Here is a 23,555-nt window from a genome sequence, read left to right on the forward strand (position 1 = left end):
CACATCAATGGCATCAGGCTAGTTCGGGCGGGCGATCATCCAACTGTGCCTCTACCCGCATTCGCACCGCCTCGGCACTGTGGGCTGCATGCAGTTTGGCCATCATGTTTGCGCGATAGATTTCTACCGTTCGCGGGCTGATGTTCAAATCACGCGCGATCACCTTGTTACTGCCGCCACAAGCCAGCCGGTCGAGCACCTGCCTTTCGCGTAGCGACAGTTTCCCGATGCGGGACCGCGCCTCGATCATTCGTCGCAACGAGCGGACATGCGCCTCTGCCTCGGTTCGAATGCGGCGAATGGCACCACGCAGCCATTCTTCCTGTAATGGCAGCTTTAAATAATCAAAAACCCCGGCCTTGATCGCGCTGACCACACGGGCAGGAATCGGCTTTTCACTGACAGCAATCAGTGGCAACCATATCCGGGCCGCCGTCATCATTTCGAACACATGAATCACCCCACATCGCGGCGGGTCATCCGATGCAATGACTATTCCATCAGACGGGCGGGCAGAGCACAATTCTTCGACAGAACGGTATACCAGCGGCCAGCAACCCGCTGCCACAGCCACCCGAACCAGCTGACTATCGCGATTGCCTGCCCGGTCGATAAAATGGATCAGATGTCGTTCATTCATATTTGCGGTATGCCGCCGAAAATGGTTAGTCAGTAACGAAAGTACCTCCAAAATGGAGGTTAATAGAGAGAACCAATGCGCGTATTAGCGCAAGACATCATCCAAGGTGGATATGAAACCCCTTGGTTATTAATTCAGAAACCGACACGTTTATCCCGAACGGTTCCTTATCTAATCGTCTTCGGGAAAGCGGTACTTTGGCAAAGCATCGAACGCATTACGTAAGGCATCGCCCCATCCGGCGGAGATTGTCTGGAAATACTCATCTTCATGAGTGATGCGGCGCGATTGCGAAGGTTCGAACTGATCGCGTTCGATCACCATCATGTCGAGTGGCAGGCCGACCGAGAGATTGGCTTTCAGAGTCGAATCGAAACTAACCATCAGCAGCTTCACAGCGTCTTCGAAACTCATCGTGCGATCGTAGGCTCGGATCAGGATCGGACGCCCGTATTTGGTTTCACCGATCTGGAAAAACGGAGTGTCCCAGCTCGCTTCGATGAAGTTGCCTTCGGGGTAGATCAGGAACAGGCGCGGCTCCATCCCCTTGATCTGGCCCGCGACGATCATCGTCGCGGTAAAGCGCCCCTGCCCCTGCTGGCCGTTGACATCCTGCCGCTCCTGAATCGTTTCGCGTAACAGTTGCCCGACTTCGGTAGCGACCTGAAACATCGTCGGCGCATCGTACACCGAATTGCGCCGTTCGTTCGGCGCCTTGGTCCGTTCCTCCAGTTGACTGATAACCGATTGCGTGGTGGCCAGATTTCCGGCGGTCATCACAGCGATTATGCGTTCGCCCGGCACTTGCCAGTGCGCCATTTTGCGGAACACCGAGATATTGTCGACACCCGAATTGGTGCGGGTGTCACTCATCAACACCAGACCTTTATCGAGCACCATTCCCACGCAATACGTCATTCACATCTCCAGCGGAGCGGGCGATCCCTTACTGCTCCACCTGCTGCTGTTCCACGGCAACGTCAACGTGCAAATACTCAGCCGTGGAGCCGAAACTGATCCCGGTGATCGGCGCGGCATCGATATAATCGCACCCGGTCGCGACCCGGACATAACGCGGATCGGGGCTGATACCGTTGGATATATCGAACCCGACCCAGCCCAGCCCTTCGATGTGCGCTTCCGCCCAGGCGTGGGTCGCTTCCTGATCGATCCGATCATTCATCATCAGGTATCCGCTGACATATCGCGCGGGAATACCCGCCGCACGTGCCGCGCTGATGAAAATATGGGCGTGATCCTGACACACACCATGCCCCGCCTCGACCGCCTCTTCGGCGGTTGTCTGCACACCCGTTTTGCCCGTCTCGTACCTGACGAGATCGTGTATCGCCCTCGACAAAGCATGTAGGTAGGTCAGCCGGTCGTTCGGATCTTCCTCGACACCACGAAACAGTGCCCGCAGCCGGGGGCCGGGGCGAGTCAGTCTGGTTTGCGTCAGGAAACTCCACAGCGGCAAATGCCCCGCATGGCGCCCGATTACGCCAGCATTATCATGCGTATCGACAGTGCCCCGGCAGGTAATCGTGACTTCGGTGGTGCCCGGCTCAACCGATACCAGCGTCACATGATTGTGGTGCTGATCTTCGTATTCCAGTTCGAGCGCGGCGTGATCGTATTCCATCTGCCAGTCGAGTATTTCCTGCCCCTGCGTCTCCTTCGGGGTCAGCCGCAACCGCTGGAGCGCATGCACCACCGGTTCATCGAAATGATAGGTTGTCGAATGGCGGATCGCGAGGCGCATGGCGAATTCGTCCTAAGCGAGAAAGCGATAGTCTTCCGCAATCGCATTGCCGATTTCGGCATTGCGGCGCTGGAAGCCGGTGAGAAACTGGTGCAGCCCTTCATCGAACACCGCATCGATCGTCAGATCCGCCAGCGCGGTCGCTGAATCGCGGATCAACTCGCTCGCCCGTCCTTCGGTGCCGTGCAGGCGCGAGAGGGTCGTGAGATTCTGCCGCAGCAGAGAATAACTGTACGCAAGACTGCGGGGAAAGCGTTCGTCGAGGATGAGGAACTCCACGATCCCGCGCGCATCCGCCTTGCCCGCATTGAGCCAGCGGAATGCCCGGTCGCCCGACACCGAGCGCAGCAACTGATCCCACTGCCCTGCATCGAGGCTCGATCCGACGTAGCTGACCGATGGCAGCAGCAGATAGTATTTCATATCCAGCACACGGGCGGTAGAATCGGCACGTTCCACGAATGTGCCCGCACGGGCGAAGTTGAACCCGGCGTCGCGCAACATCGAATTGGCGACGGCACCGTGCGCCAGTGTTCCGGCACGCTTTATCAGCTTGATAACATCGCCCAGATTGCTCTGCGCTATAGGGCGGGACAGCGCATCGTCGATTTCCATCCAGCTTTCATTGATGGCAGTCCACAGCTCGCTGCTGATCGCCGTCCGCACTGCACGCGCATTGGTTCGCACCGACCGCATCAGTGCATGAAGGTTGGCCGGATTATCCCTGTCCCGCAGCAGAAAATTCCAGGCCTGCACCCCGGTATAAGTGCCGTGTTTGCTTTCGTAAGCGACACGCTGCCCCAGCGTTTCGATGACCGAGCGCCATTCCTCCGCCGCCGATACGATATCGCGGGTCAGCGCCATGCGCTGCGCCGCATCGATCAGGCGCGCGGTATTTTCGACCCGTTCGAGGTAGCGAAACATCCAGAACAGCCCGTTGGCCGTGCGCCCAAGCATATGCCGGTCCATCACGATCAGTCCTTCAGCACCCAGGTATCCTTGGTGCCTCCGCCTTGCGACGAATTGACCACCAGCGATCCCTTCTTGAGCGCCACCCGGGTCAGCCCGCCAGGCACGATTTCCACATTGTCGGGCGAAACCAGCACGAATGGGCGCAAGTCCAGATGGCGCGGAGACAGCCCTTTGTTGGTGAAAATCGGGCAAGTCGAAAGCGCCAGCGTGGGCTGCGCGATGTAGTTTTCCGGCTTCGCCTCCAGCTTGTGGCGAAAGTGGCGGATTTCCTTCTTGCTGGCAGTCGGCCCGATCAGCATTCCATAGCCGCCCGAACCGTGGACTTCCTTCACCACCAGCTCTTCCAGATTATCGAGCACGTATTTCAGGCTTTCCGGGTCGGCGCAGCGATGGGTTTCGACATTGGGCAGCAAAGGCTTTTCGCCGGTATAGAATTCGACGATTTCCGGCATGAAGGAATAGATCGCCTTGTCGTCGGCAATCCCTGTCCCTGGCGCGTTGGCGATAGTGATCCCGCCCGAACGATAGACGTCCATAATCCCCGGCACACCGAGCACACTATCGGGATTGAAAGTCAACGGATCGAGGAATTCGTCGTCCACCCGGCGATAGAGAACGTCGATCGGTTCGTAACCCATCGTCGTCCGCATTGCGACACGGCCATTCACGACCCGCAGGTCGCAGCCCTCGACCAGCTCTGCCCCCATCTGATCTGCCAGAAAGGCGTGTTCGTAATAGGCGCTATTATAAATGCCGGGGGTAAGCACAGCGAGTGTCGGCTTGCCCGTGGTCATCTTCGGCGCGCAGGCCGCCAGACTACGGGCCAGACGACGGGGATAGTCAGAAACCGTGGCCACCGGAACGCGGGTGAACAGTTCCGGGAACATCGCCATCATCGTTTCGCGATTTTCGAGCATGTATGACACACCGCTGGGCGTGCGCGCGTTATCTTCCAGAACGAAGAAATCGTCAGGCCCGGTACGCACCAGGTCGATCCCAACGATATGTGTGTAAACCCCACCCGGCGGCGTAAAACCGACCATATTGGCCAGCCACGCTTCATTGCCCGCGAACAGCCGCTGCGGCACCCGGCCAGACCGGATGATTTCCTGCCTGTGATAGAGGTCGTGGATGAAGGCGTTAAGAGCGCTCACCCGTTGCTCGATCCCGCGCGTCAGCCGCCGCCATTCTCTGGCCGTGATAATCCGCGGCACCATATCGAACGGGATCAACCGCTCTTCGGCATCGTGTTCGCCATAAACGTTGAAAGTAATACCGGTGCGCCGGAACGAAGCCTCTGCCTCTTTATGCTTGCGACGGAGCAGGTCGACTTCCTGCTCGTCATACCAGACGCAGTAATCGGCGTAGCCCGACCGCACTTCTCCGGTCGGATCGAACATCTCATCGAAAGTCTCGGCAGTGCCGGTCATTCATCTCCTTTCGGGAGAATCGGGGTTAATTTACACTGACGATAACCATTTTGTGCATTTGCACAATAAACAACCCACTCAACCCGCGTCGAGTTCCCGCAAGATCGCGCTAACTACTTCTGGGGCATAGGCAAAACCCAGATGGGTGCATCGCAGCGCGACCGCCCTGTCGCGTTCGCCCGGCAATCCGCGTGCCGCGCGGGGGTGCACGATGCCATCGCGCGGGCTCCACAAAGCCACGGTTTCGACCGGCGGTTTCGCCGCCAGATCGGCTTCGATCGGCGGTTCTTCCACCCGATGTCCGGTGACGAGATGATAGGCTCGCCAGGCATTATTAGCCCGCGGATTGTAGGAAAATGGCGACCCCATCGTCACCACTTTCGCCACTTCATGCGGGCGTCGCTTGGCCAGTTCGCGCGCGAACAGACCGCCCAGACTCCACCCGACGAGATAGACCGGCCCGCCACTGCGCGCCGCCAGATCCTCTAGCCGACCTTCAAGCTGTTGCAGATTTTCCTCGCTCGGGCCGAGGTTGTATCCCAGCCCCCACCGCTTGACCGTGTGCCCCGCCCGCTCGATCTGCTGCGCGAGATAGCGCATACGAAACGGATGGGTCGCGAATCCGGGCAACAGCATGACCGTGCGCGGCGTTGTTGCAGGCGCGATATCGGTTGTGCGAAAGCGGCGCCGTACCGGCTCTGCCAGCACATCGAGCTCGCCCAGCATCCGCCTCAGAGACGGGGCTGCGACATCCTCTGGCCGCGGTTCAGCGGCGATGCCGATACGGCGCACGATTTCCTGCCGCCTGTCGGCGAACCGTACGTTTCCAAACCGGGCTGCGAGCTGAACCATGCGCCATTCCTAAATTGCGTTGCCACAATAACGCAACAAATGGCGCTTCGTTTCATGAAACTGTCATGAACAATCGCCGGTTCGGGTCGACGTCATTTCCATTTCCATATGCATCGATCCGCCGGGAATTGCCGCCGCTTCCTGCGTCATGTCCATATGCATGGTATTGCTGGTGGGCGTGACGGTGCCCTTCATTTTCATCGTGCCTTTCGCGCCGCCCTTTCCGGTGCACGACAGCACAGCGTCCAGCTTACCGCCGTCCGCTTCGAATTTGTCGAAAGTACACTTCTGCCCGCCTTCGCCTTCGCCCAGCTTGCGGACCGATTCCTCGAACCCTTTTTCGGCTTCTTCTTTCGTCAGACAATAACTGCTGTTCTTGCCAGCAACATCGCCCATCATCGCCTTCATCCGATCAGCCTGCTCCTTGGGCAAGCCGGGGACGGAAAAGTCGATCATTTTCGCCTGCGTGGTGTATTTACCGGGCTGCGGCTTCACCAGTTTGCCCGCCTCGGCGATCACTTCGTCGGTGGTTTTGGGCGCGGACGACTCATCGGAATTTCCGCCGCATGCCGCAAGGGCAAAAGCGGCGGACAGCGGAATGGCAAGATAGATTGCACGCATCGAACGATTCTCCTGCGAGGGAATGCCCCGCAGGCTAGCGATACGTTCGTCGGGTGCAACCCAATCCTGCCGAGTTTATCCTCCGCCCTTCAGCGCCTTGGGCGATCAATCCTTATTCGGCTCGCGCCGAGGACGAGCATTGCGGCGATGGGATGGTCGGTTATCGCTACGGTCGATCCGCTGGCGTTGCGGGCGACTGGCCTCGCTACGCTGGCGCGGCGGACCGCGCCTTGCATCGTCACGCCGAGAAGCGCCTCGCCGTGCATCATTGGTTTGCCGGGGCGGGCCACGCCGCGCTTCGTCACCGCGCCGATGTCTTCCACGGTTGGCGTCGCCATCGCGGCGATGCGATCCACGGTTATAGTCGCCCTGATTGCGCGGCCGGTGCGTGGGATCGAAACGCGGGCTTGGCCGACGATAATGACTCTTGCCATCGGTGCTCCGATGCGGGCGGGCGTAATTCGGCATCCGGTATCCATCGCGCGCGCGCAACTGGCCGCGCCATTCGCGCCATTTGTGCCCATTGCGACGGTGGCGACTGAAATGTGTGCGGTCGGCGCGGCGGTAATGCGAATGGCGCGCATGAGACCGGAAATAGAAATATCCGTCAGTGCCCCAGTACCCATCGTAAATCGGGCCATAGTACCCGTCGTAATATCCGCTGTAATACCGCGATGGGTAGCTATAGCCATAGTCGGAACCATAGCCGCTCCCATACCCATAACCGATGCCGCCACCATATCCCGTGGCGCAGCCGGACAGCGCAAATGCCGCCAGCCCGGCGAAGGCGATCAGGATGGGTCGTTTCATGGTTCGGTCTCCCCGTTGTGCCCTCCGCTCCAATGTGAAAAATGCTGCGGACTGTCGATCCACCGATCGGCACGCCGGGAGGGCCGCACGCCATCGAACCGCAACGAATAAGCCTCTACTAAACACACCCTGCCTGAACCGGACCTTGCCCTGCGATAGTCCGGCAGATCGGCTGTACCCGCGCTTGCCCCCTGCGACCATAGCGCCCATATCCGGCACCATGGCCGAACTCGTGATCCGCAGGGGACTGGAAGAGCCCGACACTTCCGAAAGCTTCAAACCGCATAAGCCCGCGCGGCCCGAAAAATCGATGCCGGGCAAGCCTTTCGAACTGGTCAGCGATTATGAACCGGCAGGCGATCAGCCGACTGCGATTGCCGAACTGGTCGGCTCCGCCAAAGATGGGGAGCAGACACAGGTTCTGCTTGGCGTGACCGGGTCGGGCAAGACCTTCACGATGGCCAAAGTAATCGAGGAATTGCAGCGCCCCGCGCTGATCCTTGCGCCGAACAAAATCCTCGCCGCGCAGCTTTATGGCGAATTCAAGAGCTTCTTCCCCAACAACGCGGTCGAATATTTCGTATCCTACTACGACTATTATCAGCCGGAGGCCTATGTCCCCCGGTCGGATACCTATATCGAGAAAGAAAGCAGCGTAAACGAAGCCATCGACCGGATGCGCCACAGCGCCACCCGCGCACTGCTGGAACGCGACGACGTGGTGATCGTGGCATCGGTTTCGTGCCTCTATGGCATCGGTTCGGTCGAAACCTATTCGGCAATGATCTTCGATATCAAGCAGGGCGAAACCGTCGATCAGCGCGAATTGATCCGCAAGCTGGTGGCGCTGCAATACAAGCGGAACGATGCGGCGTTTCAGCGCGGCACGTTTCGTGTGCGGGGCGATAATCTGGAGATTTTCCCCAGCCACTATGAAGACATGGCCTGGCGCGTCAGCTTCTTCGGGGACGAGATCGAGGATATCGCTGAATTCGATCCGCTGACCGGCACCAAAGGCGCCAGCCTGCCCAGTGTGCGGGTCTATGCCAACAGCCACTATGTCACGCCCGGCCCGACTATGAAGCAGGCCAGCGAAGCGATCAAATTCGAATTACAGGAACGGCTGAAAGAACTGACTGCCGAAGGCCGACTGCTGGAAGCCCAACGGCTGGAACAGCGGACCAATTTCGACCTCGAAATGATCGCCGCCACCGGCTCTTGCGCCGGAATCGAGAACTACAGCCGGTTCCTCACTGGCCGCCTGCCGGGCGAACCGCCCCCCACGTTGTTCGAATATCTGCCGGACAATGCTCTGCTGTTCGTGGATGAGAGTCACCAGACCGTGCCGCAGATCGGCGCGATGGCCCGCGGGGACCACCGGCGCAAACTGACGCTGGCCGAATACGGTTTCCGCTTGCCAAGCTGCATCGACAACCGCCCGCTGCGGTTCAATGAATGGGACGCGATGCGTCCGCAGACGGTCGCGGTTTCTGCTACGCCCGGCGGGTGGGAGATGGAGCAGACCGGCGGGGTGTTCGCGGAACAGGTGATCCGCCCTACCGGCCTGATCGATCCACCGGTCGATATCCGCCCGGTGGAAGATCAGGTGCAGGATTGCATAGAGGAATGCCGCAAAACGGCGGAGGCAGGCTACCGCACACTGGTAACCACGCTGACCAAGCGGATGGCCGAAGACCTGACCGAATTCATGCACGAGGCCGGTCTGAGAGTCCGCTACATGCACAGCGATGTCGAAACGCTGGAACGTATCGAACTGATCCGCGACTTGCGTCTGGGGGTCTACGATGTGCTGGTCGGCATTAACCTGCTGCGCGAAGGGCTGGATATCCCTGAGTGCGGGCTGGTTTGCATTCTAGATGCCGACAAGGAAGGGTTCCTGCGGAGCGAAACCAGCCTGATTCAGACCATTGGCCGTGCTGCGCGCAATGTCGATGGACGCGTGATCCTATACGCCGACCGGATTACCGGAAGCATGGAACGCGCGATGGCCGAGACCGATCGGCGGCGGGAGAAACAGCGCGAATACAATACAGAGCACGGCATTACGCCGCAAACGATCAAGCGCCAGATCGCTGATATCGTAGCACATACAGCCAGCAAGGATGGCGTCACCGTCGACACTGGCGACGATGAGCGCAACAATCTCGTCGGCCACAACCTGCGCGCCTATATCGAAGATCTGGAAAAACGTATGCGGGCCGCCGCCGCCGACCTCGAATTCGAGGAGGCCGGCCGTCTGCGCGACGAAATCCGGCGGCTGGAGAACGACGAGCTCGGCCTGTCGGACAACGAGCGCAAAGCGCCCGTTGTCGGCCGTTCGAGCGAAGGCAAACCGGGCACCCGCAAGATGCGTTACGGCAAGACCCAGCGGAAATGGGGGAAGTGATGTTCGGGCGGGCAGAGGGGTAGTTACCTAAACACAGGGCAGCACCCCGCCCGCACCCGATCGCCCCCGTTCCCGCATCCAACACCCTTGCCCTGCTCTGACATTCCGGTAGTTTCCGCCGCAACCGGCTCGTTCGGACAGGGAAAACAGGGATCATCGCCATGAAACGCTTCGTCGCCGCCTGCTTTGCAGCGCCTATCGCTCTTGTCTTCGCTGCACCTCTCGCAACGGCCAGGGATGGCGACGAGGCCAAGCCCGCAGCCTCCGCGGCGAATGAGTACACCGCCAACAGCGTCAGCAAGCAGATGCGCGGCACGTTTGGCGGTAAATCGGTCAGCTACACCGCGACGGTGAAAGAAGAAGTGCTGAAAGACGACAAGGGCACGCCCAAGGCGACAATCGTCACCACATCCTATGTTGCCGAGCCGCGCGACCCCAATCGGCCTGTCACTTTCCTTTGGAACGGCGGACCGGGTTCAGGCTCGGTATGGCTGCAGATGGGCGCCTTCGGGCCGAAGCGGGTCGCGATCCCCTCCGATGCGAAGGACGATGGCGGGCCGCCTTACCCCATTCTCGACAACCCGGATTCGCTGCTCGATGTCACCGATCTCGTATTCATCGATCCGGTCGGCACGGGATTCAGCCATGTAATCGGCGATGCCGATACCAAGGATTACTGGGGCATCACGCAGGACGCCAGATCGGTCGCCAAAACGATCCGCCAGTGGCTGTCGGAAAACGGCCGCTGGAACAGCCCCAAGTTCATTGGCGGCGAAAGCTACGGCACCACCCGGTCGGCCACTGTCATCAACGAGCTGGAGGGCGGATACAACGATGTCGCGGTGGACGGCATTATCCTGATTTCGACGATCCTCGATTTCGCGGCGGGCGATACCGACGATGGTAACGAACTGGGTTACATCACCAATCTGCCGACGATGGCGACAACTGCGCTGTTTCATGGAAAAGCCACCGCCGCATCGCCCGCGCAATTCGCGGAGGAAGCGCGCCAGTTCGCCATCGGCCCATACGCCGCGTTTCTGCTGAAAGGGCAGAATGCCAGCACACAGGAACGCGCCGCCGTGCGCGCGCAACTGGCGCGGTTCACTGGCCTGAGCGAGACATATCTCGATCAGGCCGACCTTCGCGTCAGCCCGGGACGGTTCTACAAAGAACTGCTGCGCGACCGGGGGCTGACAGTGGGGCGACTGGATAGCCGCTATACCGGCAAGGATCTGGATAACGCGGGCGAATACCCGGACAACGACCCCAGCTTTTACGGGATCGATGGCGGATATACCGCAGCCGTGAACCACTTCATGCGCGACACGCTCGGCTACAAGACAGATCGCCAATATGTGACGATCGGCAGTGTCCAGCCGTGGGATTTCCAGAAGGAAGGGCGCACGAGCACCTATTTCAATGTCGCGCCCTATATCGGCAAGGCATTGCGCGAAAATTCGGATCTGCGCGTGTTCGTGGGGCAAGGGTGGTATGATTTCGCCACCCCGTTCTTCGGCGCGGAATATTCGCTCACCCGCCCCGGATTCCCGCAGGACCGCATCCAATTCCATTACTACGACGCGGGGCACATGATGTATGTGCGCGATGAAGACCGGGCGAAACTGTCCGCCGACATCCGCCAATTCATCCGCGCACGGTAGTCAAAGACGCTGGGGACGTGCGCGTCCCCGCAATTTACCAGCTTACAATACAGTGCCATAGCGCGCGGCAATGGATCGCAGACTTATCGCCCTCTTCGCCATTATCGCTCTGCCTGCTGTGCTGGGCGGTTGCCGCCCGCCTGCCACGGATCGTTATGTCGAACGGCTCGATCTGGATTCAGGGCAAGGGCCCACACATGTGCTGACTTCGTCGCCCGATGTCGCCGGGGCGATCTGGGCCGTGAGCCGCACCCCCAACCGCATTGTTTACGGGATTCCGGGCAATGCCCCTCTGCTCGCGCTGGCCTGCACGGGAGAAGACAGCGCACGGACGCTGGAAATCACCCGCTTTGCAGCGGCGGACCGCAATGCGAAAGCGATCATGGCGCTGATCGGCAATGGCCATGTCGAGCGCCTGCCGATCGACGCGAAAGACAACGGGCGTGGCTGGCTGTGGCAAGGAAGCTATCCCGCGGACCTGCCCGCGCTGGATGCGTTCACAGGAGCGCGCAAGCTCGAACTGACGATCCCCGGCGCGGGTACGCTGGCGATCAACCCCAGCCCGCAGCCCGCCGAACTGATCGAGACGTGCCGCCGTCTGGCCCAGCCGGACCCGGCGGTTATTCCTGTGCTGGAGCTGGAGCTGGAGACGGAGAAGCCGACGCAGACAATTGTGCCGAAGGCTGAGCCGACTCCGCCAACGTAGCCAGCATATCGGGTGTCAGCACTTGCGGCAGCACTTCGGCATCCTTGCCCGGTGCATACCACAGATAGAGCGGCACCCCGGCAGCACCGTGCGCTGTCAGGAACTGCGTGATTGCCGGATCGCGGCGGGTCCAGTCGCCCACCAACGGCACGACACCCGCTTTCACAAAAGCGTCGCGGGTGCTTTCCCGCTCTATCGCCACGCGTTCGTTGACTTTGCAGGTCAGGCACCAGTCGGCGGTGAACCACACGAACACCGGCTTGCCTTGTGCACGGGCGGTTTGCAGCGCCGCCTGTGTGAACGGTTGCGCCGGGATAATGCCTTGCTCGCTATGAGCCGGTGCGTCGTCATACAAGCGAGGCAACAACTGCGCGCCCGCCGTTACCGGCACGATCACAGCCAGCAGCAGCAAATATGCATACCGCTGCCCTGATTGCCGCTGGCGCAGCGCGGCGATCAGCAGCGCGATAACCACCACAGCCAGCGCTATTGACCCAACAGCGAACCATGCGCCACCCAGCCGCCAGCACAGCCATGCCAGCGCCAGCGCAGTCAGGCCCATCGGCACCGCCATCACGCGGCGGAAAGTCTCCATCCATTTGCCCGGCCTCGGCAACAGGCGGCGCAGCGGCGGGATAAAGCCGAGCAACAGGAACGGCAGCGCCAGCCCCAACCCCAGCGCGGCAAACAGCAGCATAGCCTCTGCCGCTGGCAGCAGCAGCGCCGCCCCCATCGCCGCCGCCATAAATGGTCCGGTGCACGGTGTCGCCACGAAGGCAGCGAGCAACCCGGTGGCGAAGGCCCCCGCCTGCTCTCCCCCGCGCGAGAAAGAGAGCGAAGGCAATTCGAAAAACCCTGCGAAATTGGCTGTGATCGCACAGGCCAGCACCAACAACGCGACGACGACGCCCGGTTCCTGCAACTGGAATGCCCAGCCCACACTCTCGCCCGCGGCTCGCAAGGCCAGCAGCAGCGCGCCCAGCGCCAGCGTCGCCAGCAGCACACCTGCGGTATAGGCCAGGCCATCGGCGCGCGCCTGCGCGTCGCTTTCCCCGGCACGGACAAGACTCAGCGCCTTCAGGCTGAGAATCGGGAATACGCACGGCATGACATTGAGGATCAATCCCCCCGCCAGCGCCGCCAGCAGCAGCAGCCACAGCGGCCCGGTGTCCGCCGCCCCACCGCCTTTGCCCACCAGCTCGCCACCAGTAGGCACCGCGCCTTTGGCGGTAGTGAAACGCACACCGTTGCCATCGCCCAGCGACAGAATCCCGCTGACCGTATCGGGTGCGACCACCGTGTCCGCCAGCGGGATTTCGGCCACCAACATATCGCCCTGTCGGCGGAACGTCTGAGGGCCGGCGTAGGCGACCAGATCGCGTTGATCGATGAACACATGCGGATCGGGCAGATCGAGCGCCGCAGGCAATGGCAGCGCCACACGCAGTGTCTTACCCGCAACGGCAAACGTACCCGCCCGGTCGAGCGGCGCGGGAATTGCCGCCCGCCATTTGGCATAGTCGCGCGATGCCGCGCTCTGTTCCGGCACAGTGAGGGTGAAAGACTGCTGCTCCGGCACACAGATCGTGTCGGTACAGGCGAGCCATTGCGCCTCCAGCTTCACCGGGGCACTCACCGCTGGCGCGCCGGGCGGTGGGATCAGATCGACGAGGACCGCATAAGGCCCTTCGTACACATGGTTCATCAGCCCGCCGATAACCAGTTGCTGCGGTACGGGGTATTCCGCCTGCCCCGCTGTCCATCCGGGGGGCAGCGTCCATTTCAGCTGCATCCCGTACCCGGCATCGCCCGGATTGCTCCAGTATCCGTGCCACCCGGCATCGGGCACGAAATGGAGCACCATACGCACCGGCTGCCCCGCTGATATCGGGGCTGCACCCAGATCGGCGGAGATATGATTCACGCGATCTGCGCCCTGCGCCCGCGCAGTTATCGGCTGCAGCGCCAGCAAACCGGCGCAAACCACCGCGAAAAACGCCATCAGGCGAGGCAATATCCTTGCGTGCATCGTGCCGCTGGCTCTAGGGCTGTAGGCGATGAACGACAAGCGCGACCTGCTGATCCTGGGCGGCGGCCTGGTGGGAATGACTCTGGCGCTGGCTGCCGCGCGCAAGGGATTGAGCAGCCATGTGATCGACCGCGCCGATCCCGCTTCGCTGACTGCGGATAATTTCGACGGTCGCGCCAGCGCAATCTCCACCGCCAGCTGGAACCTGTTCACCAATATCGGTCTGGCCGACCGGCTGGAGCCGTTCGGTTGCCCGATCGAATCGATCATGGTCAGCGATCAGATGAAACCGGGCCTGCTCGATTTCACGCCTGAGCCGCACGAAGGATCGCTTGGCCGGATGTTCGCCAATCGTGACTTGCGGCTCGCTCTGTTCGAAGCGGCGCGGGAAACCGATCTGATCGCGTGGCATGCCCCGGTCGAGGTAGTGGAGCGGCACCGCGACGAATTTGGCGTTTCCGCGACGCTGGCCGATGGCCGCACGCTCCATGCCGCGCTGATGATCGGTGCCGAAGGCCGCCGCTCACCCACGCGCGACGAGGAAGGGCTGGCGATGGCGCAGTGGAACTACAGCCACCGCGCGCTGATTGTCGGGCTGGATCACAGCAAGCCGCACGGCAATGTCGCGTGGGAGATCTTTTACCCCGCGGGGCCTTTCGCCCTGCTCCCCATGCTCGACGGGCCGCAAGGGCAACACCGCAGCGCACTGGTCTGGACGGTGGACGAGAAAGATGCCGCTGGCATCCTCAAGCTATCCGACCGCGCCTTCGTAACCGAAATATACAAGCGGATGGGCGATCTGCTGGGCGAAGTAACGCTCAATTCGGGGCGCTCGTCCTATCCGCTCAGTTTCCAGCACACTGTCAGGATGGTGGGGCAACGGCTGGCGCTGGTGGGCGATTCGGCGCACGGGATGCACCCGATTGCCGGACAAGGGCTCAATCTGGGTCTGCGCGATGTTGGCGCACTGATTCAGGTGCTGACCGACGGACAGCGGCTTGGCCTCGATCTGGGCGACGCGCAAATTCTCGCCCGCTATGAAAAATGGCGCGCGCTCGATTCGGTGATGGTTATGTCCGCTACCGATGGGCTGACGCATTTGTTCGGCTTTGGCGGCAAGACGGCATCGGCCATCCGCCGCCTGGGGATGAGCGGAGTTCAGCGCACACCGCTGCTCAAAAAATGGTTCATGGACGAAGCGCGCGGCATGTCGGGCGCATTGCCGGAACTGTTGCAAGTCTGACCACTTGCCGACCCGAGCGGTTCGGCAGATGGCTTACCGGGCATGTTCCCAAGGCCGCCTAGCCACCCACTTCACCTTATTTGACCGCAGGCGTTTTCTCATCCGCCGGGCCGAGCTGCTGCACCGGCTTGCCATCGCCATCCCGCAACAGACGCCGCTCGCGCACCGCTGATGTTTCGATCAGGTCGAGTGCCTGCTGCGCGCGTTCATACCGCTTCGCCAGCGCGATCCAGTCCTTTGCCGCGGCGGCACCCGGCAGCTGTTCCACCTCGCGGATCGCCTTGTCCACGCGGCCGCTTTCGAGGAAGAAGCGCGCGCGCTCCAGCCGCTTCTGCGGTTGCGGAGAGGGCGTCGTTTCGCGGCGGATGACCACCAGGTTCGACAGTTCCCGCTGCATCCGGGTAAGAAACGGTTGGCTGCTGTCGTCTTTCAACTGGGGCGCCAATCCTTGCAACTGCGCGATCAGCACGTCCAGCGTAACGGGGTTTTTCGAAAACTCGATGATCGTGTGCACCGAATTCGGTTTCGCATCGCCAAACCGCAGGCGAAGCTGTTCGTCGAGATAGCCGAGCGGCGCGCCCCGTTCGAGCGCACGCCGGGTGGCAAATGCAATCAGCAATCCTTCCGCCCGCGCAGCATTACCGGCAGCGGCCTGCGCCTGAAGATCGAGCTTGGCGATGCGCTGTTCAGCGGCGGCGATGCGTTGATCCAGCCCGCCTTGCTGCTCCGCGACTTTCTCAACCGCCTTAGCAGCAGCGGTGTTGTCTTCCGTTGTTGCAGTGGGCGCATCGGATGCTTTGTCACCCACAGAAATACCCGCCAGCTTTTGCGGGGAAGCCGTGGCGGTTGGTTTTGCCGTGGAAACAGCCTCGGCCTGAGGCGCGGTAGTCATCCCACGCGGCCCGATATATCCCTTCCACGCCAGATATCCGACAATTGCGGCACCCAGCAAAAAAGAGGCAAGCACAGCGATCAGCACCGGCTTTAACGAACCGCCTGCGCGGTTACCGTCAGAAAAGGTGTTCATCATTATCCGTTCTGCGACCTGTGCCGTCTTTGCGGCAGGTCTTTGTTGGCGATCATTGGCACATTTGGACGGCCAAGGCCAAAAGCGCAAGTTCGGCAGGCTTCATCGCCCATGCGACGGACTGCCAGCCTTCGCCCGCTGCCGAGGCGATACGCGGCGCCAGCGCAGCCAGCGACACTTCGCTGCGGTCAACCCCAAACCGTTCGCACTCCTCCGCAAAATAGCGCGCCGCTTCTCCCGAATGCAGCAACACAACCGCGCCGCCCGCCATCTGAGCGGCAACATCTTCGGCAAGGGGCAACGGCGCGGCGCGATAAACGATGCGTTCGACCACCTGCACACCTGCGGGTGAAGACAGCGCCACATGCTTTTCCCCCGCGAGCCATAGGAAGCGGACCGGCGCCCTTGCGCGGTCGAGCAATGCCTGCAAGCCGCCCGCCCCGGTTTCGGCCACTGCAAAGCCCGCATCGCGCGCCGCCTGCGCGGTCCGGGCACCAACCGCGTGAACCGGCAACCCCGCAATTTGGTTCAACGCACGCCCACCGTGGCGAAATACATTGGCGCTGCCGACCAGAATAGCATCGAAGTCCGCCGGATCGGGCGCATCCCATGACACCGGCTCAATCGCGAACAGTGGCGCGGCCACGCCTTCGATCCCGCGATCGCGCAATCCCTTCAACGTTTCGGAAAGACCCGGTTCGGGGCGCAGGACAATGGCCGGGCGCGGCATCAACCGATCCCGAACAACGCCTTTACCGCCGGTCCGGCGCGCAACAGCAAATCGGCGGCAAGCCCTTGCGGGCCATAGACATCGCCGCGAGCGAAGCGCGCTTCGCCTGCGACCCGCTCTGCCCCGTCGGCACTGAAGATCGCCGCCTGCATCGCCAGTTGGCCATCTTCCAAGCGGGTCAGCACGGCAATCGGGCTATGGCAATTGCCGCCCAGTGCCTCCAGCAAGGCACGTTCGGCCATCACGGCATCGTGGCTGGGCGCATGATCGATGGCAGCGAGCCATTCGCGGGTCTGCGTATCGTCTGCCCGGCATTCGATGCCGATGGCCCCCTGCGCCGGGGCGGGTAGCCATTGATCGAGCGGTATCGGAGCGCCCGCGCTGCTCTGCCCCAGCCGTTCGAGCCCGGCAGCGGCAAGCAGCATCACATCGGCTTCGCCCGCTTCCAGCCGCGCCATGCGGGTTGCAACGTTGCCGCGAAACGACACGATGGAACAGTCGGGCCGGTTGTGAAGCATTTGCGCTGCCCGGCGCGGAGCGCTGGTGCCGATCCGCGCCCCATGCGGGATCGCCGCAATGCTGTCTGCCCCCAACAGCACATCGCGCACATCGGCTCGCGGCAGGATCGCAGCGATAGCGAGAAAGTCGGGCCGGATCGTTTCGACATCTTTCATCGAATGAACCGACGCATCGATCCGGCCTTCCGCCAGCCAGCCGTCGAGTTCCTTGGTCCACAGCGCCTTGCCGCCGATTTCGGCCAGTGGGCGATCCTGCACTTTGTCTCCGCTGGCGACAACAGGGACCAGTTCGATGGACGATTCGTCCCACCCGTGGGCCTTGCACAGACGGGCGCGCGCTTCGTGGGCCTGCGCCATTGCGAGCGGGGATTTACGGGTGCCGAGGCGGAGTTTCAAAATATTTGCCTTCATGTCATTCGACTGACTGCGCTTGCCCTACCCAAGCAAAGCGGTAAGGGAAAGCGGCATGGGATTGGTTCTCGGCATAGAATCGAGTTGCGACGAAACCGCAGCGGCGCTGGTCACCACCGAACGGCAGGTGCTGGCCCAGCGGATCGCCAGCCAGGACGAGGCACACGCGCCCTATGGCGGGGTCGTGCCCGAAATCGCCGCCCGCGCTCATGCCGAACGGCTGGCCCCGATGATCGACGTCGTTTTGAAAGAGGCTGGCGTTGCCCTGCACGAACTCGACGCGATTGCTGCGACTGCCGGTCCGGGGCTGATCGGCGGAGTGATGGTCGGGCTGGTCAGTGCCAAAGCGCTGGCGATGGCAACCGATGTGCCACTGATGGCGATCAACCATCTGGAAGGGCACGCACTCAGCCCCCGACTGGCCGATCCGGCGCTGACATTCCCGTATGCCCTGCTGCTGGTATCGGGCGGACATTGCCAGATCCTGCGAGTGGATGGCGTTGGCGAATATCGCCGCTTCGCCACCACAATCGACGATGCCCTGGGCGAAGCATTCGACAAGACGGCCAAGATCCTTGCCCTCGGATACCCCGGTGGCCCGGCGGTGGAGCGGCTGGCGTTGCAGGGCGATCCCGATGCCGTGCGCCTGCCCCGTCCGCTGGTCGGCAGCGGGGAACCGCATTTCTCTTTCGCCGGACTGAAGAGCGCAGTGCTGCGTGCCTATGAAACACAGCTACACGGCGATGCCGATCTGGCGGCCAGTTTCCAGCAGGCAGCCATCGATTGCGTGACCGACCGGCTGACAATCGCGCTCGATGCGATGGGGCCGGTCAGCGCGCTGGTGGTGGCAGGCGGGGTTGCTGCAAACAAAGCAGTGCGCGGCGCGCTGGAAACACTGGCACACGCGCGAGATCTGCGCTTTTCCGCGCCGCCCCCGGCACTGTGCACCGATAACGCGGCGATGATCGCCTGGGCCGGGTGCGAACGCCTGCCCACCGGCCAGAACGATCCGCTCGACATCGCCGCTCGGCCGCGCTGGCCGCTCGACCCGACAGCGGAGCCGGTACGCGGCGCAGGGGTAAAAGGATGACCGGCAAAGCGGCCGCAATCGGTGTGCTCGGCGCGGGCGCATGGGGCACAGCGCTGGCCCAAATGCTGGCGAGCGACGGGCGCACTGTCCTGCTATGGGCGCGGGAAGAAGAGCTGGTCGCGGAAATCAACCGGCAACACCGCAACAGCGTGTATCTGCCATCCGCGCAACTGTCGGAAACGATCCGCGCGACCGGCGATCTGGCGCAGTTCGCCACGCTCGATACGGTTCTGGCGGTTACCCCGGCGCAACATCTGGGCACAGTGCTGGCGGCCCTGCCCGCATCGCCGCGCGATCTGGTACTGTGCAGCAAGGGGATCGAAGCGGGCAGCGGGCGGCTGATGAACGATGTGGCCCGCGATGCCAAACCGGGCAGCGAGATCGCTATCCTGTCCGGCCCCACTTTCGCCCACGAAGTCGCTGCCGGGCTGCCGACAGCCGTCACGCTGGCCTGTGCCGGGGGCGAGGAACAGTGGGATCGGCTATCCCCGCAAATCGCCCGTCCTGCGTTCCGCCCGTATTATTCCGACGATGTAACAGGGGCCGAAATCGGCGGCGCGGTGAAAAACGTGCTCGCTATCGCATGCGGCGTAGTCGACGGGCTGGAGCTGGGCGAGAACGCCCGCGCCGCACTGATCGCCCGCGGATATGCCGAAATGATGCGCTTTGGCGAAGCATTGGGGGCTGAGCGCGATACGCTGGCGGGCCTGTGCGGGCTGGGCGATCTGGTGCTGACCTGTTCCTCCACCTCCAGCCGCAATTTCAGTCTGGGCAAGGCATTGGGCGAAGGGCAGCCCCCCGCATCGCTGATGGCTGACCGGCGCACTGTGGCCGAAGGCGCGCATACCGCGCCTGTGCTGGCCGAACTGGCCATGCGCCACGGCATCGCCATGCCGATCGTTGCGGCGGTCTATCGCCTGTTGCAAGGCGCCCCTGCGCGCGAAATCGTATCCGAACTGCTCGCTCGCCCGCTCACCACCGAAGCGCCTGTATGACCGAGGCCAAATCGCAAGCGGATATGGCCGCGCTGGCCCGGGGGGGGCGAACCAATTTCTTCGGCTTCCTGCTGCGCCTCGCTGCGCGCCTGCCATTCCTGTTTATCGCCGGGCGACTCTATGGTGCGGAAGAGCTGGGCGTGTTCGCCTCTGCGCTGGTTGTCGCTGAACTGTGCGCGATGCTGTGTTCGCTGGGGGAAAAGCGGGGGCTGGCACAACGCCTGTCGGAACGCGAAGACGCCAACCGGTGCCATCTCGTGTTCGACGGGATGCTGGCGGCGCTGGTCCTGTCGCTGATTGCCGCTGTGTTCCTGTGGTTCGTCCCGCAGCCATTGTTCCCCAGCGGGGATTACACATGGGTCGACCGGCTGATCGTGCTGTCGATCCCGGCCTATGCGCTGACCGAAATCATCCTTGCCGCACAGGCTTATCGGTTCGATATCGCCACCACTGTACGTGCGCGGGCGGTGGTCGAACCGTGGACCATTTCGATTCTCGCCGGGGTGCTGTGGTTTCCGCTGCCCGATTCCGGGCTGTCGGTCGCCTATCTCGTGTCGATCTACGCCGGATTGCTGACGGCGGTGATCCCGTTCCTCAGATCCTATGGCCTGCCGAAAGGCTGGCGGCCCGATCTGCGCGGCACAGTGCAATTGACGACGCGGGCGCTGCCACTGGCATCGGCGGACGCTATCGAATGGGGCACCCGGCGACTGGATCTGTTTATTCTGGGCCTGTTCGCAGCACCGCAAGCGGTGGGAATTTACTACGTCGCGCAACAGGTCGCGTCGCTGCCTCAGAAACTCAAGACCAGTTTCGAGCCGATCCTCGGCCCGGTCATCACCCGCAACCTGAAAGAACGCAACTATGCCGCGATTGCCCGGCAGGTATGTCAGGTTGGCTTCTGGATCACAGCGGCGCAAGCAGGCATCGCGCTCGCACTGGGCATTCCGGGCGAAGGCGTGATGGGGCTGGTCGGCCCGACTTTTGTGGGCGGCACCGCTGCACTTGCTTTCCTGCTAAGCGCGGAAGTGGTCGCGGCGACCGCTGTCGTTTCGGAAGCGGCGCTGATCTACATCGCACGGGTCCGCAATCTGACGATTTCCGTCGCCACTATCGTGCTGCAGGGTCTGCTGACAGTAGGCGCCATGATGCTGGTTCAGCGACTGGGGCTGAGCGATAATTACAAGGCGGCCGCCGCTGCCGCATCGCTGATGGTGGCACTGGGGATCGCATCGATTGTCAAAAGCCAGGTGCTGGCGGGCATTTTGCAGGAACCGATCAACAACTGGCGCTGGGCGTTGATCTATGCTGCGATACCGGCAACATTCGTTGGCTATGGCTTTACTCAGATGCCGGAATGGGCCGAACTGACATTCGGCGTTCCGGCGATCCTGTTCGTGTATGGCTGGGTCATCTGGCGCTTCGGGTTCGGACCGGAAGATCGGGTGCTGTTCCGCCGCAACCTCGATACCACGCCCCCGGCATAAGTTTTCGCCAGAACCCGCTGCCCCCTTGCGAGCCGGGGCCGGAATTGCCATTCGGGCGGCGATGACATTTGTCCGCCCTGCTATCGCTGTGCTCGCTGGCCTGATCGCCGTGATCGCGCTGGTCTTCGTGCAATACGATCGCACTGGCGCAGAAATGGCCAACCGGCTGGAAAACAGTGCAAAGGCAGCCATTGCCGCAGCCGGTGGCAAAGGGGTGACAGCCAATTTCCACACCGCCAGCGGTTCACCCACCCGCCATCCGGTGCTGTCCGGCGGCAAAGGCATGAACGAAAAAGTCCGCGCCCGCGTGGCCCGCGCCGTAGCGGCGATCCCCGGCGTGGGCGGTGTGCGGTGGATCGACGGGACGATCATGGCGCAACGCGGCACCGATACCCCCCGCCAGCCAATGCACTGTCAGGACGATGTCGATGCCCTGTTGCGTTCGCGCACGATCCGGTTCGAGGAATCGAGCGCCAATCTCGATCCTGCCAGCAGGCAGCTTATCGGCGAAGTCGCCCGTGCATTGCGCCCGTGTCTGGGCGCGATCATCGCGATCACAGGTCATACCGACAGTTCCGGGCCAGAACCGGGCAATATCGAACTGTCGCAGGCACGCGCTCAGGCGGTGGAGGCCGCACTGGTCGCCCGCGGCATCCCGGCAGACGGGCTGCGATCCAGCGGTATGGGATCGGCTCAGCCGGTGAATGGACTGGACCCGCGCGACCCGGCCAACCGCCGGATCGAATTTTCGGTTATCGCCACGCAACCCATCGTGCCGACCCCGGTCGATACGCCCGGACCACGATAGAAAGGGACGCACTATGCCGCTATGGAGTGAGCTTCTGGTGCTGGGTCTGACAGCCTATACCGCCGGACTAGCCCTTGGCTGGGCAATCTGGGGGCGCACCGTGCACGAGAGGAGTGACGACGAATGAGCGAACTGCTGGCTGAAAACTGGCTGTTGGTAGCGATCGCCCTTGTAATCGGGCTGCTGGTGGCATGGTGGCTATTTGCCGCGACCCGCCGCACGCGAGTGGAAACCGACCGTCGCGATACGCTGGACGAAGGTGCCGCGCCCGCCGCGCGCAATCAGGCCTTGATCGACGCCCCCCCTGTGGCCACCCGCGATCCCGCGCCGATGCCACCGCCCGCCCCGGTCGGGCTGGCAGGGGCCGGAACCGCAGTCGCCGCCGCCGTGGAAGAAGCGCAGATCGAAGCAGCCGAAGCCACCGCTCGCGCCGCCGACGCGGAAACGGCCGCTGTCGAGCCAGAGCCGGAGCCCGCTCCTTCCCCTGCTCCGGCACCGAAGGCTGCGTCGACCACGGCAAGCGCTGACGACCTCACACAGATCAAGGGGCTTGGTCCCAAGCTGGCGGCCTTGCTGACGGAGATGGGCGTGACTCGCTTCGAACAGATCGCCGCCTGGGACGATGCCGAAATCGACCGGGTGGATGCACAGCTTGGCCGGTTTCAGGGCCGCATCCGCCGCGATGGCTGGGTCGAACAGGCCGGATACCTTGCCAAAGGCGATCTGGAGGGGTTCCGCAGCCGCTTCGGCGCGACCTGACGGGAACCCCATCCCCAAAATCCCGTTGAATGGTCGTTATCCGCAACCGATCCGAAGGGAACGACCATGAACCAGCCGTGCGTACTCGTCGCCGAAGATGAATTCATCATCGGTATGGACTTGTGCAACACGGTGGCGGAAGCCGGGTTCATGGTGGAAGGACCATTCGATACTGCGCGATCGGCGCGCGAGGCGATTGCCGAGCATCGGCCTGACATCGCCATTCTCGACGTGCGACTGGAAGATGGCGAATCCTATACTCTGGCGGAGACGCTGATTGCGGAAGACATCCCGGTGATCTTCCATTCAGGGCAGGTATCGCCGGAAGAGGTCGCCGCCCGGTTTCCCGAAGTGAAGGCCTGTAGCAAGCCCTGCCCGCCCGATCAGATCATTTCGATCATGCGTGAGGTGCTGGAACCGTCGCACGCCTGATACCGGCCGGGCGCGCCTTCCCTCGCTGTCCTACAACGCATTACAGCCGTAATATAGGCGACATGGACCGCCTGTTTTCTCCTGTTCGGTGGGTATCGCGACTATGTCACGTATCTGTGACTTTCCCGGCGCGTCCGGCATTTTGCGAAGTCCACACCGGCC

At 62.3% G+C, this 23,555-nt stretch carries 22 protein-coding genes; 10 read left to right on the forward strand and 12 right to left on the reverse strand.

The genetic code is table 11. The features are described from left to right. Positions 1-13 precede the first annotated feature (13 nt). The 8 genes from CV013_RS11560 to CV013_RS11595 form a co-directional block, all read right to left on the reverse strand. A complete protein-coding gene (locus tag CV013_RS11560; RefSeq protein WP_102155786.1) occupies positions 14-640 on the reverse strand; it encodes a response regulator transcription factor in 627 nt (208 codons plus the stop codon). A 171-nt stretch (positions 641-811) separates the two neighbouring features. Next, a complete protein-coding gene (locus CV013_RS11565; protein ID WP_102155788.1) occupies positions 812-1,558 on the reverse strand; it encodes a proteasome-type protease in 747 nt (248 codons plus the stop codon). A gap of 28 nt (positions 1,559-1,586) precedes the next feature. Beyond that, complete coding sequence (locus CV013_RS11570) at positions 1,587-2,402, reverse strand: transglutaminase family protein (protein ID WP_102155791.1); 816 nt, start codon at positions 2,400-2,402, stop codon at positions 1,587-1,589. Positions 2,403-2,414: 12 nt separating this feature from the next. After that, positions 2,415-3,359, reverse strand: a complete 945-nt coding sequence (locus CV013_RS11575; protein ID WP_102155971.1) for an alpha-E domain-containing protein — start codon at positions 3,357-3,359, stop codon at positions 2,415-2,417. 17 nt (positions 3,360-3,376) lie between these two features. Further along, positions 3,377-4,804 carry a circularly permuted type 2 ATP-grasp protein gene (locus tag CV013_RS11580; RefSeq protein WP_102155792.1) on the reverse strand — a complete coding sequence of 476 codons (1,428 nt, stop codon included), beginning with the start codon at positions 4,802-4,804 and terminating at the stop codon, positions 3,377-3,379. Between the two features lie 78 nt (positions 4,805-4,882). Continuing rightward, positions 4,883-5,656, reverse strand: a complete 774-nt coding sequence (locus CV013_RS11585; protein WP_102155793.1) for an esterase/lipase family protein — start codon at positions 5,654-5,656, stop codon at positions 4,883-4,885. A 63-nt stretch (positions 5,657-5,719) separates the two neighbouring features. Then, positions 5,720-6,277, reverse strand: coding sequence for a DUF3617 domain-containing protein (locus CV013_RS11590; protein ID WP_102155795.1), 558 nt, complete (start codon positions 6,275-6,277; stop codon positions 5,720-5,722). A gap of 105 nt (positions 6,278-6,382) precedes the next feature. Next, positions 6,383-7,087 carry a hypothetical protein gene (locus CV013_RS11595; RefSeq protein WP_102155799.1) on the reverse strand — a complete coding sequence of 235 codons (705 nt, stop codon included), beginning with the start codon at positions 7,085-7,087 and terminating at the stop codon, positions 6,383-6,385. A gap of 220 nt (positions 7,088-7,307) precedes the next feature. Here CV013_RS11595 and uvrB point away from each other — a divergent pair, with 220 nt between their 5' ends. The 3 genes from uvrB to CV013_RS11610 all read left to right on the forward strand — a co-directional run bounded on the left by uvrB (position 7,308) and on the right by CV013_RS11610 (position 11,864). Further along, positions 7,308-9,494 (forward strand): excinuclease ABC subunit UvrB, encoded by a 2,187-nt coding sequence (gene uvrB, locus CV013_RS11600; protein ID WP_102155801.1) that lies wholly within the window; start codon positions 7,308-7,310, stop codon positions 9,492-9,494. Positions 9,495-9,655: 161 nt separating this feature from the next. Continuing rightward, entirely contained in the window at positions 9,656-11,158 is a 1,503-nt protein-coding gene (locus CV013_RS11605) for a S10 family peptidase (protein ID WP_102155803.1), read from the forward strand. Positions 11,159-11,228: 70 nt separating this feature from the next. Further along, positions 11,229-11,864 (forward strand): hypothetical protein, encoded by a 636-nt coding sequence (locus CV013_RS11610; RefSeq protein ID WP_102155805.1) that lies wholly within the window; start codon positions 11,229-11,231, stop codon positions 11,862-11,864. Here CV013_RS11610 and CV013_RS11615 read toward each other — a convergent pair. Then, complete coding sequence (locus CV013_RS11615; RefSeq protein ID WP_223805204.1) at positions 11,779-13,866, reverse strand: protein-disulfide reductase DsbD family protein; 2,088 nt, start codon at positions 13,864-13,866, stop codon at positions 11,779-11,781. The two genes, CV013_RS11610 and CV013_RS11615, sit on opposite strands and share 86 nt — an antisense overlap. A gap of 55 nt (positions 13,867-13,921) precedes the next feature. Between CV013_RS11615 and CV013_RS11620 the strand changes: the two genes are divergently transcribed. Further along, the gene (locus CV013_RS11620; protein WP_102155808.1) at positions 13,922-15,136 is read left to right on the forward strand and encodes an FAD-dependent monooxygenase; all 1,215 of its coding nucleotides are present in this window, start codon (positions 13,922-13,924) and stop codon (positions 15,134-15,136) included. 76 nt (positions 15,137-15,212) lie between these two features. Here CV013_RS11620 and CV013_RS11625 read toward each other — a convergent pair whose 3' ends face one another. The 3 genes from CV013_RS11625 to hemC are packed head-to-tail and all read right to left on the reverse strand — an operon-like array spanning position 15,213 to position 17,822. Next, on the reverse strand, positions 15,213-16,163 hold the full coding sequence (locus tag CV013_RS11625) for a mitofilin family membrane protein (protein WP_102155972.1): 951 nt from the start codon (positions 16,161-16,163) through the stop codon (positions 15,213-15,215). Between the two features lie 52 nt (positions 16,164-16,215). After that, a complete protein-coding gene (locus CV013_RS11630) occupies positions 16,216-16,893 on the reverse strand; it encodes a uroporphyrinogen-III synthase (protein WP_102155810.1) in 678 nt (225 codons plus the stop codon). Further along, the gene (gene hemC / locus CV013_RS11635) at positions 16,893-17,822 is read right to left on the reverse strand and encodes a hydroxymethylbilane synthase (RefSeq protein ID WP_102155811.1); all 930 of its coding nucleotides are present in this window, start codon (positions 17,820-17,822) and stop codon (positions 16,893-16,895) included. Before hemC ends, CV013_RS11630 begins: the two co-directional genes overlap by 1 nt. Before the next feature lie 55 nt (positions 17,823-17,877). On the opposite strand from hemC, the gene tsaD reads away from it, so the two are divergent. From tsaD to CV013_RS11665, 6 genes are all read left to right on the forward strand, one after another. Continuing rightward, positions 17,878-18,912: a tRNA (adenosine(37)-N6)-threonylcarbamoyltransferase complex transferase subunit TsaD gene (gene tsaD, locus CV013_RS11640; protein WP_102155812.1), complete on the forward strand. Its 1,035-nt coding sequence runs from the start codon at positions 17,878-17,880 to the stop codon at positions 18,910-18,912. After that, positions 18,909-19,907 carry an NAD(P)H-dependent glycerol-3-phosphate dehydrogenase gene (locus CV013_RS11645; protein WP_102155813.1) on the forward strand — a complete coding sequence of 333 codons (999 nt, stop codon included), beginning with the start codon at positions 18,909-18,911 and terminating at the stop codon, positions 19,905-19,907. The genes tsaD and CV013_RS11645 overlap by 4 nt, the downstream gene beginning before the upstream one ends. Further along, positions 19,904-21,394 carry a lipopolysaccharide biosynthesis protein gene (locus CV013_RS11650; protein WP_102155815.1) on the forward strand — a complete coding sequence of 497 codons (1,491 nt, stop codon included), beginning with the start codon at positions 19,904-19,906 and terminating at the stop codon, positions 21,392-21,394. Before CV013_RS11645 ends, CV013_RS11650 begins: the two co-directional genes overlap by 4 nt. A 61-nt stretch (positions 21,395-21,455) precedes the next feature. Continuing rightward, positions 21,456-22,202, forward strand: coding sequence for an OmpA family protein (locus CV013_RS11655; RefSeq protein WP_223805203.1), 747 nt, complete (start codon positions 21,456-21,458; stop codon positions 22,200-22,202). A gap of 123 nt (positions 22,203-22,325) precedes the next feature. Beyond that, positions 22,326-22,961, forward strand: coding sequence for a hypothetical protein (locus CV013_RS11660; protein WP_102155817.1), 636 nt, complete (start codon positions 22,326-22,328; stop codon positions 22,959-22,961). 66 nt (positions 22,962-23,027) lie between these two features. Then, positions 23,028-23,393: a response regulator gene (locus CV013_RS11665; protein ID WP_102155819.1), complete on the forward strand. Its 366-nt coding sequence runs from the start codon at positions 23,028-23,030 to the stop codon at positions 23,391-23,393. Positions 23,394-23,555 lie beyond the last annotated feature (162 nt).

It is taken from the genome of Tsuneonella flava (assembly GCF_002870965.1).
Classification (GTDB): domain Bacteria; phylum Pseudomonadota; class Alphaproteobacteria; order Sphingomonadales; family Sphingomonadaceae; genus Tsuneonella; species Tsuneonella flava.

What these genes read in the sequence shown, in the direction of transcription:
- CV013_RS11630 (WP_102155810.1), bottom strand. Translation starts at nt 16,893, where the DNA reads ATGCCGCGCCCGGCCATTGTCCTGCGCCCCGAACCGGGTCTTTCCGAA.
- CV013_RS11570 (WP_102155791.1), bottom strand. Translation starts at nt 2,402, where the DNA reads ATGCGCCTCGCGATCCGCCATTCGACAACCTATCATTTCGATGAACCG.
- CV013_RS11645 (WP_102155813.1), top strand. Translation starts at nt 18,909, where the DNA reads ATGACCGGCAAAGCGGCCGCAATCGGTGTGCTCGGCGCGGGCGCATGG.
- CV013_RS11565 (WP_102155788.1), bottom strand. Translation starts at nt 1,558, where the DNA reads ATGACGTATTGCGTGGGAATGGTGCTCGATAAAGGTCTGGTGTTGATG.
- CV013_RS11590 (WP_102155795.1), bottom strand. Translation starts at nt 6,277, where the DNA reads ATGCGTGCAATCTATCTTGCCATTCCGCTGTCCGCCGCTTTTGCCCTT.
- hemC (WP_102155811.1), bottom strand. Translation starts at nt 17,822, where the DNA reads ATGAAGGCAAATATTTTGAAACTCCGCCTCGGCACCCGTAAATCCCCG.
- CV013_RS11650 (WP_102155815.1), top strand. Translation starts at nt 19,904, where the DNA reads ATGACCGAGGCCAAATCGCAAGCGGATATGGCCGCGCTGGCCCGGGGG.
- CV013_RS11575 (WP_102155971.1), bottom strand. Translation starts at nt 3,359, where the DNA reads ATGCTTGGGCGCACGGCCAACGGGCTGTTCTGGATGTTTCGCTACCTC.
- CV013_RS11605 (WP_102155803.1), top strand. Translation starts at nt 9,656, where the DNA reads ATGAAACGCTTCGTCGCCGCCTGCTTTGCAGCGCCTATCGCTCTTGTC.
- CV013_RS11610 (WP_102155805.1), top strand. Translation starts at nt 11,229, where the DNA reads ATGGATCGCAGACTTATCGCCCTCTTCGCCATTATCGCTCTGCCTGCT.
- CV013_RS11615 (WP_223805204.1), bottom strand. Translation starts at nt 13,866, where the DNA reads ATGGCGTTTTTCGCGGTGGTTTGCGCCGGTTTGCTGGCGCTGCAGCCG.
- CV013_RS11580 (WP_102155792.1), bottom strand. Translation starts at nt 4,804, where the DNA reads ATGACCGGCACTGCCGAGACTTTCGATGAGATGTTCGATCCGACCGGA.
- tsaD (WP_102155812.1), top strand. Translation starts at nt 17,878, where the DNA reads ATGGGATTGGTTCTCGGCATAGAATCGAGTTGCGACGAAACCGCAGCG.
- CV013_RS11585 (WP_102155793.1), bottom strand. Translation starts at nt 5,656, where the DNA reads ATGGTTCAGCTCGCAGCCCGGTTTGGAAACGTACGGTTCGCCGACAGG.
- CV013_RS11660 (WP_102155817.1), top strand. Translation starts at nt 22,326, where the DNA reads ATGAGCGAACTGCTGGCTGAAAACTGGCTGTTGGTAGCGATCGCCCTT.
- CV013_RS11655 (WP_223805203.1), top strand. Translation starts at nt 21,456, where the DNA reads ATGACATTTGTCCGCCCTGCTATCGCTGTGCTCGCTGGCCTGATCGCC.
- CV013_RS11625 (WP_102155972.1), bottom strand. Translation starts at nt 16,163, where the DNA reads ATGAACACCTTTTCTGACGGTAACCGCGCAGGCGGTTCGTTAAAGCCG.
- uvrB (WP_102155801.1), top strand. Translation starts at nt 7,308, where the DNA reads ATGGCCGAACTCGTGATCCGCAGGGGACTGGAAGAGCCCGACACTTCC.
- CV013_RS11665 (WP_102155819.1), top strand. Translation starts at nt 23,028, where the DNA reads ATGAACCAGCCGTGCGTACTCGTCGCCGAAGATGAATTCATCATCGGT.
- CV013_RS11595 (WP_102155799.1), bottom strand. Translation starts at nt 7,087, where the DNA reads ATGAAACGACCCATCCTGATCGCCTTCGCCGGGCTGGCGGCATTTGCG.
- CV013_RS11620 (WP_102155808.1), top strand. Translation starts at nt 13,922, where the DNA reads ATGAACGACAAGCGCGACCTGCTGATCCTGGGCGGCGGCCTGGTGGGA.
- CV013_RS11560 (WP_102155786.1), bottom strand. Translation starts at nt 640, where the DNA reads ATGAATGAACGACATCTGATCCATTTTATCGACCGGGCAGGCAATCGC.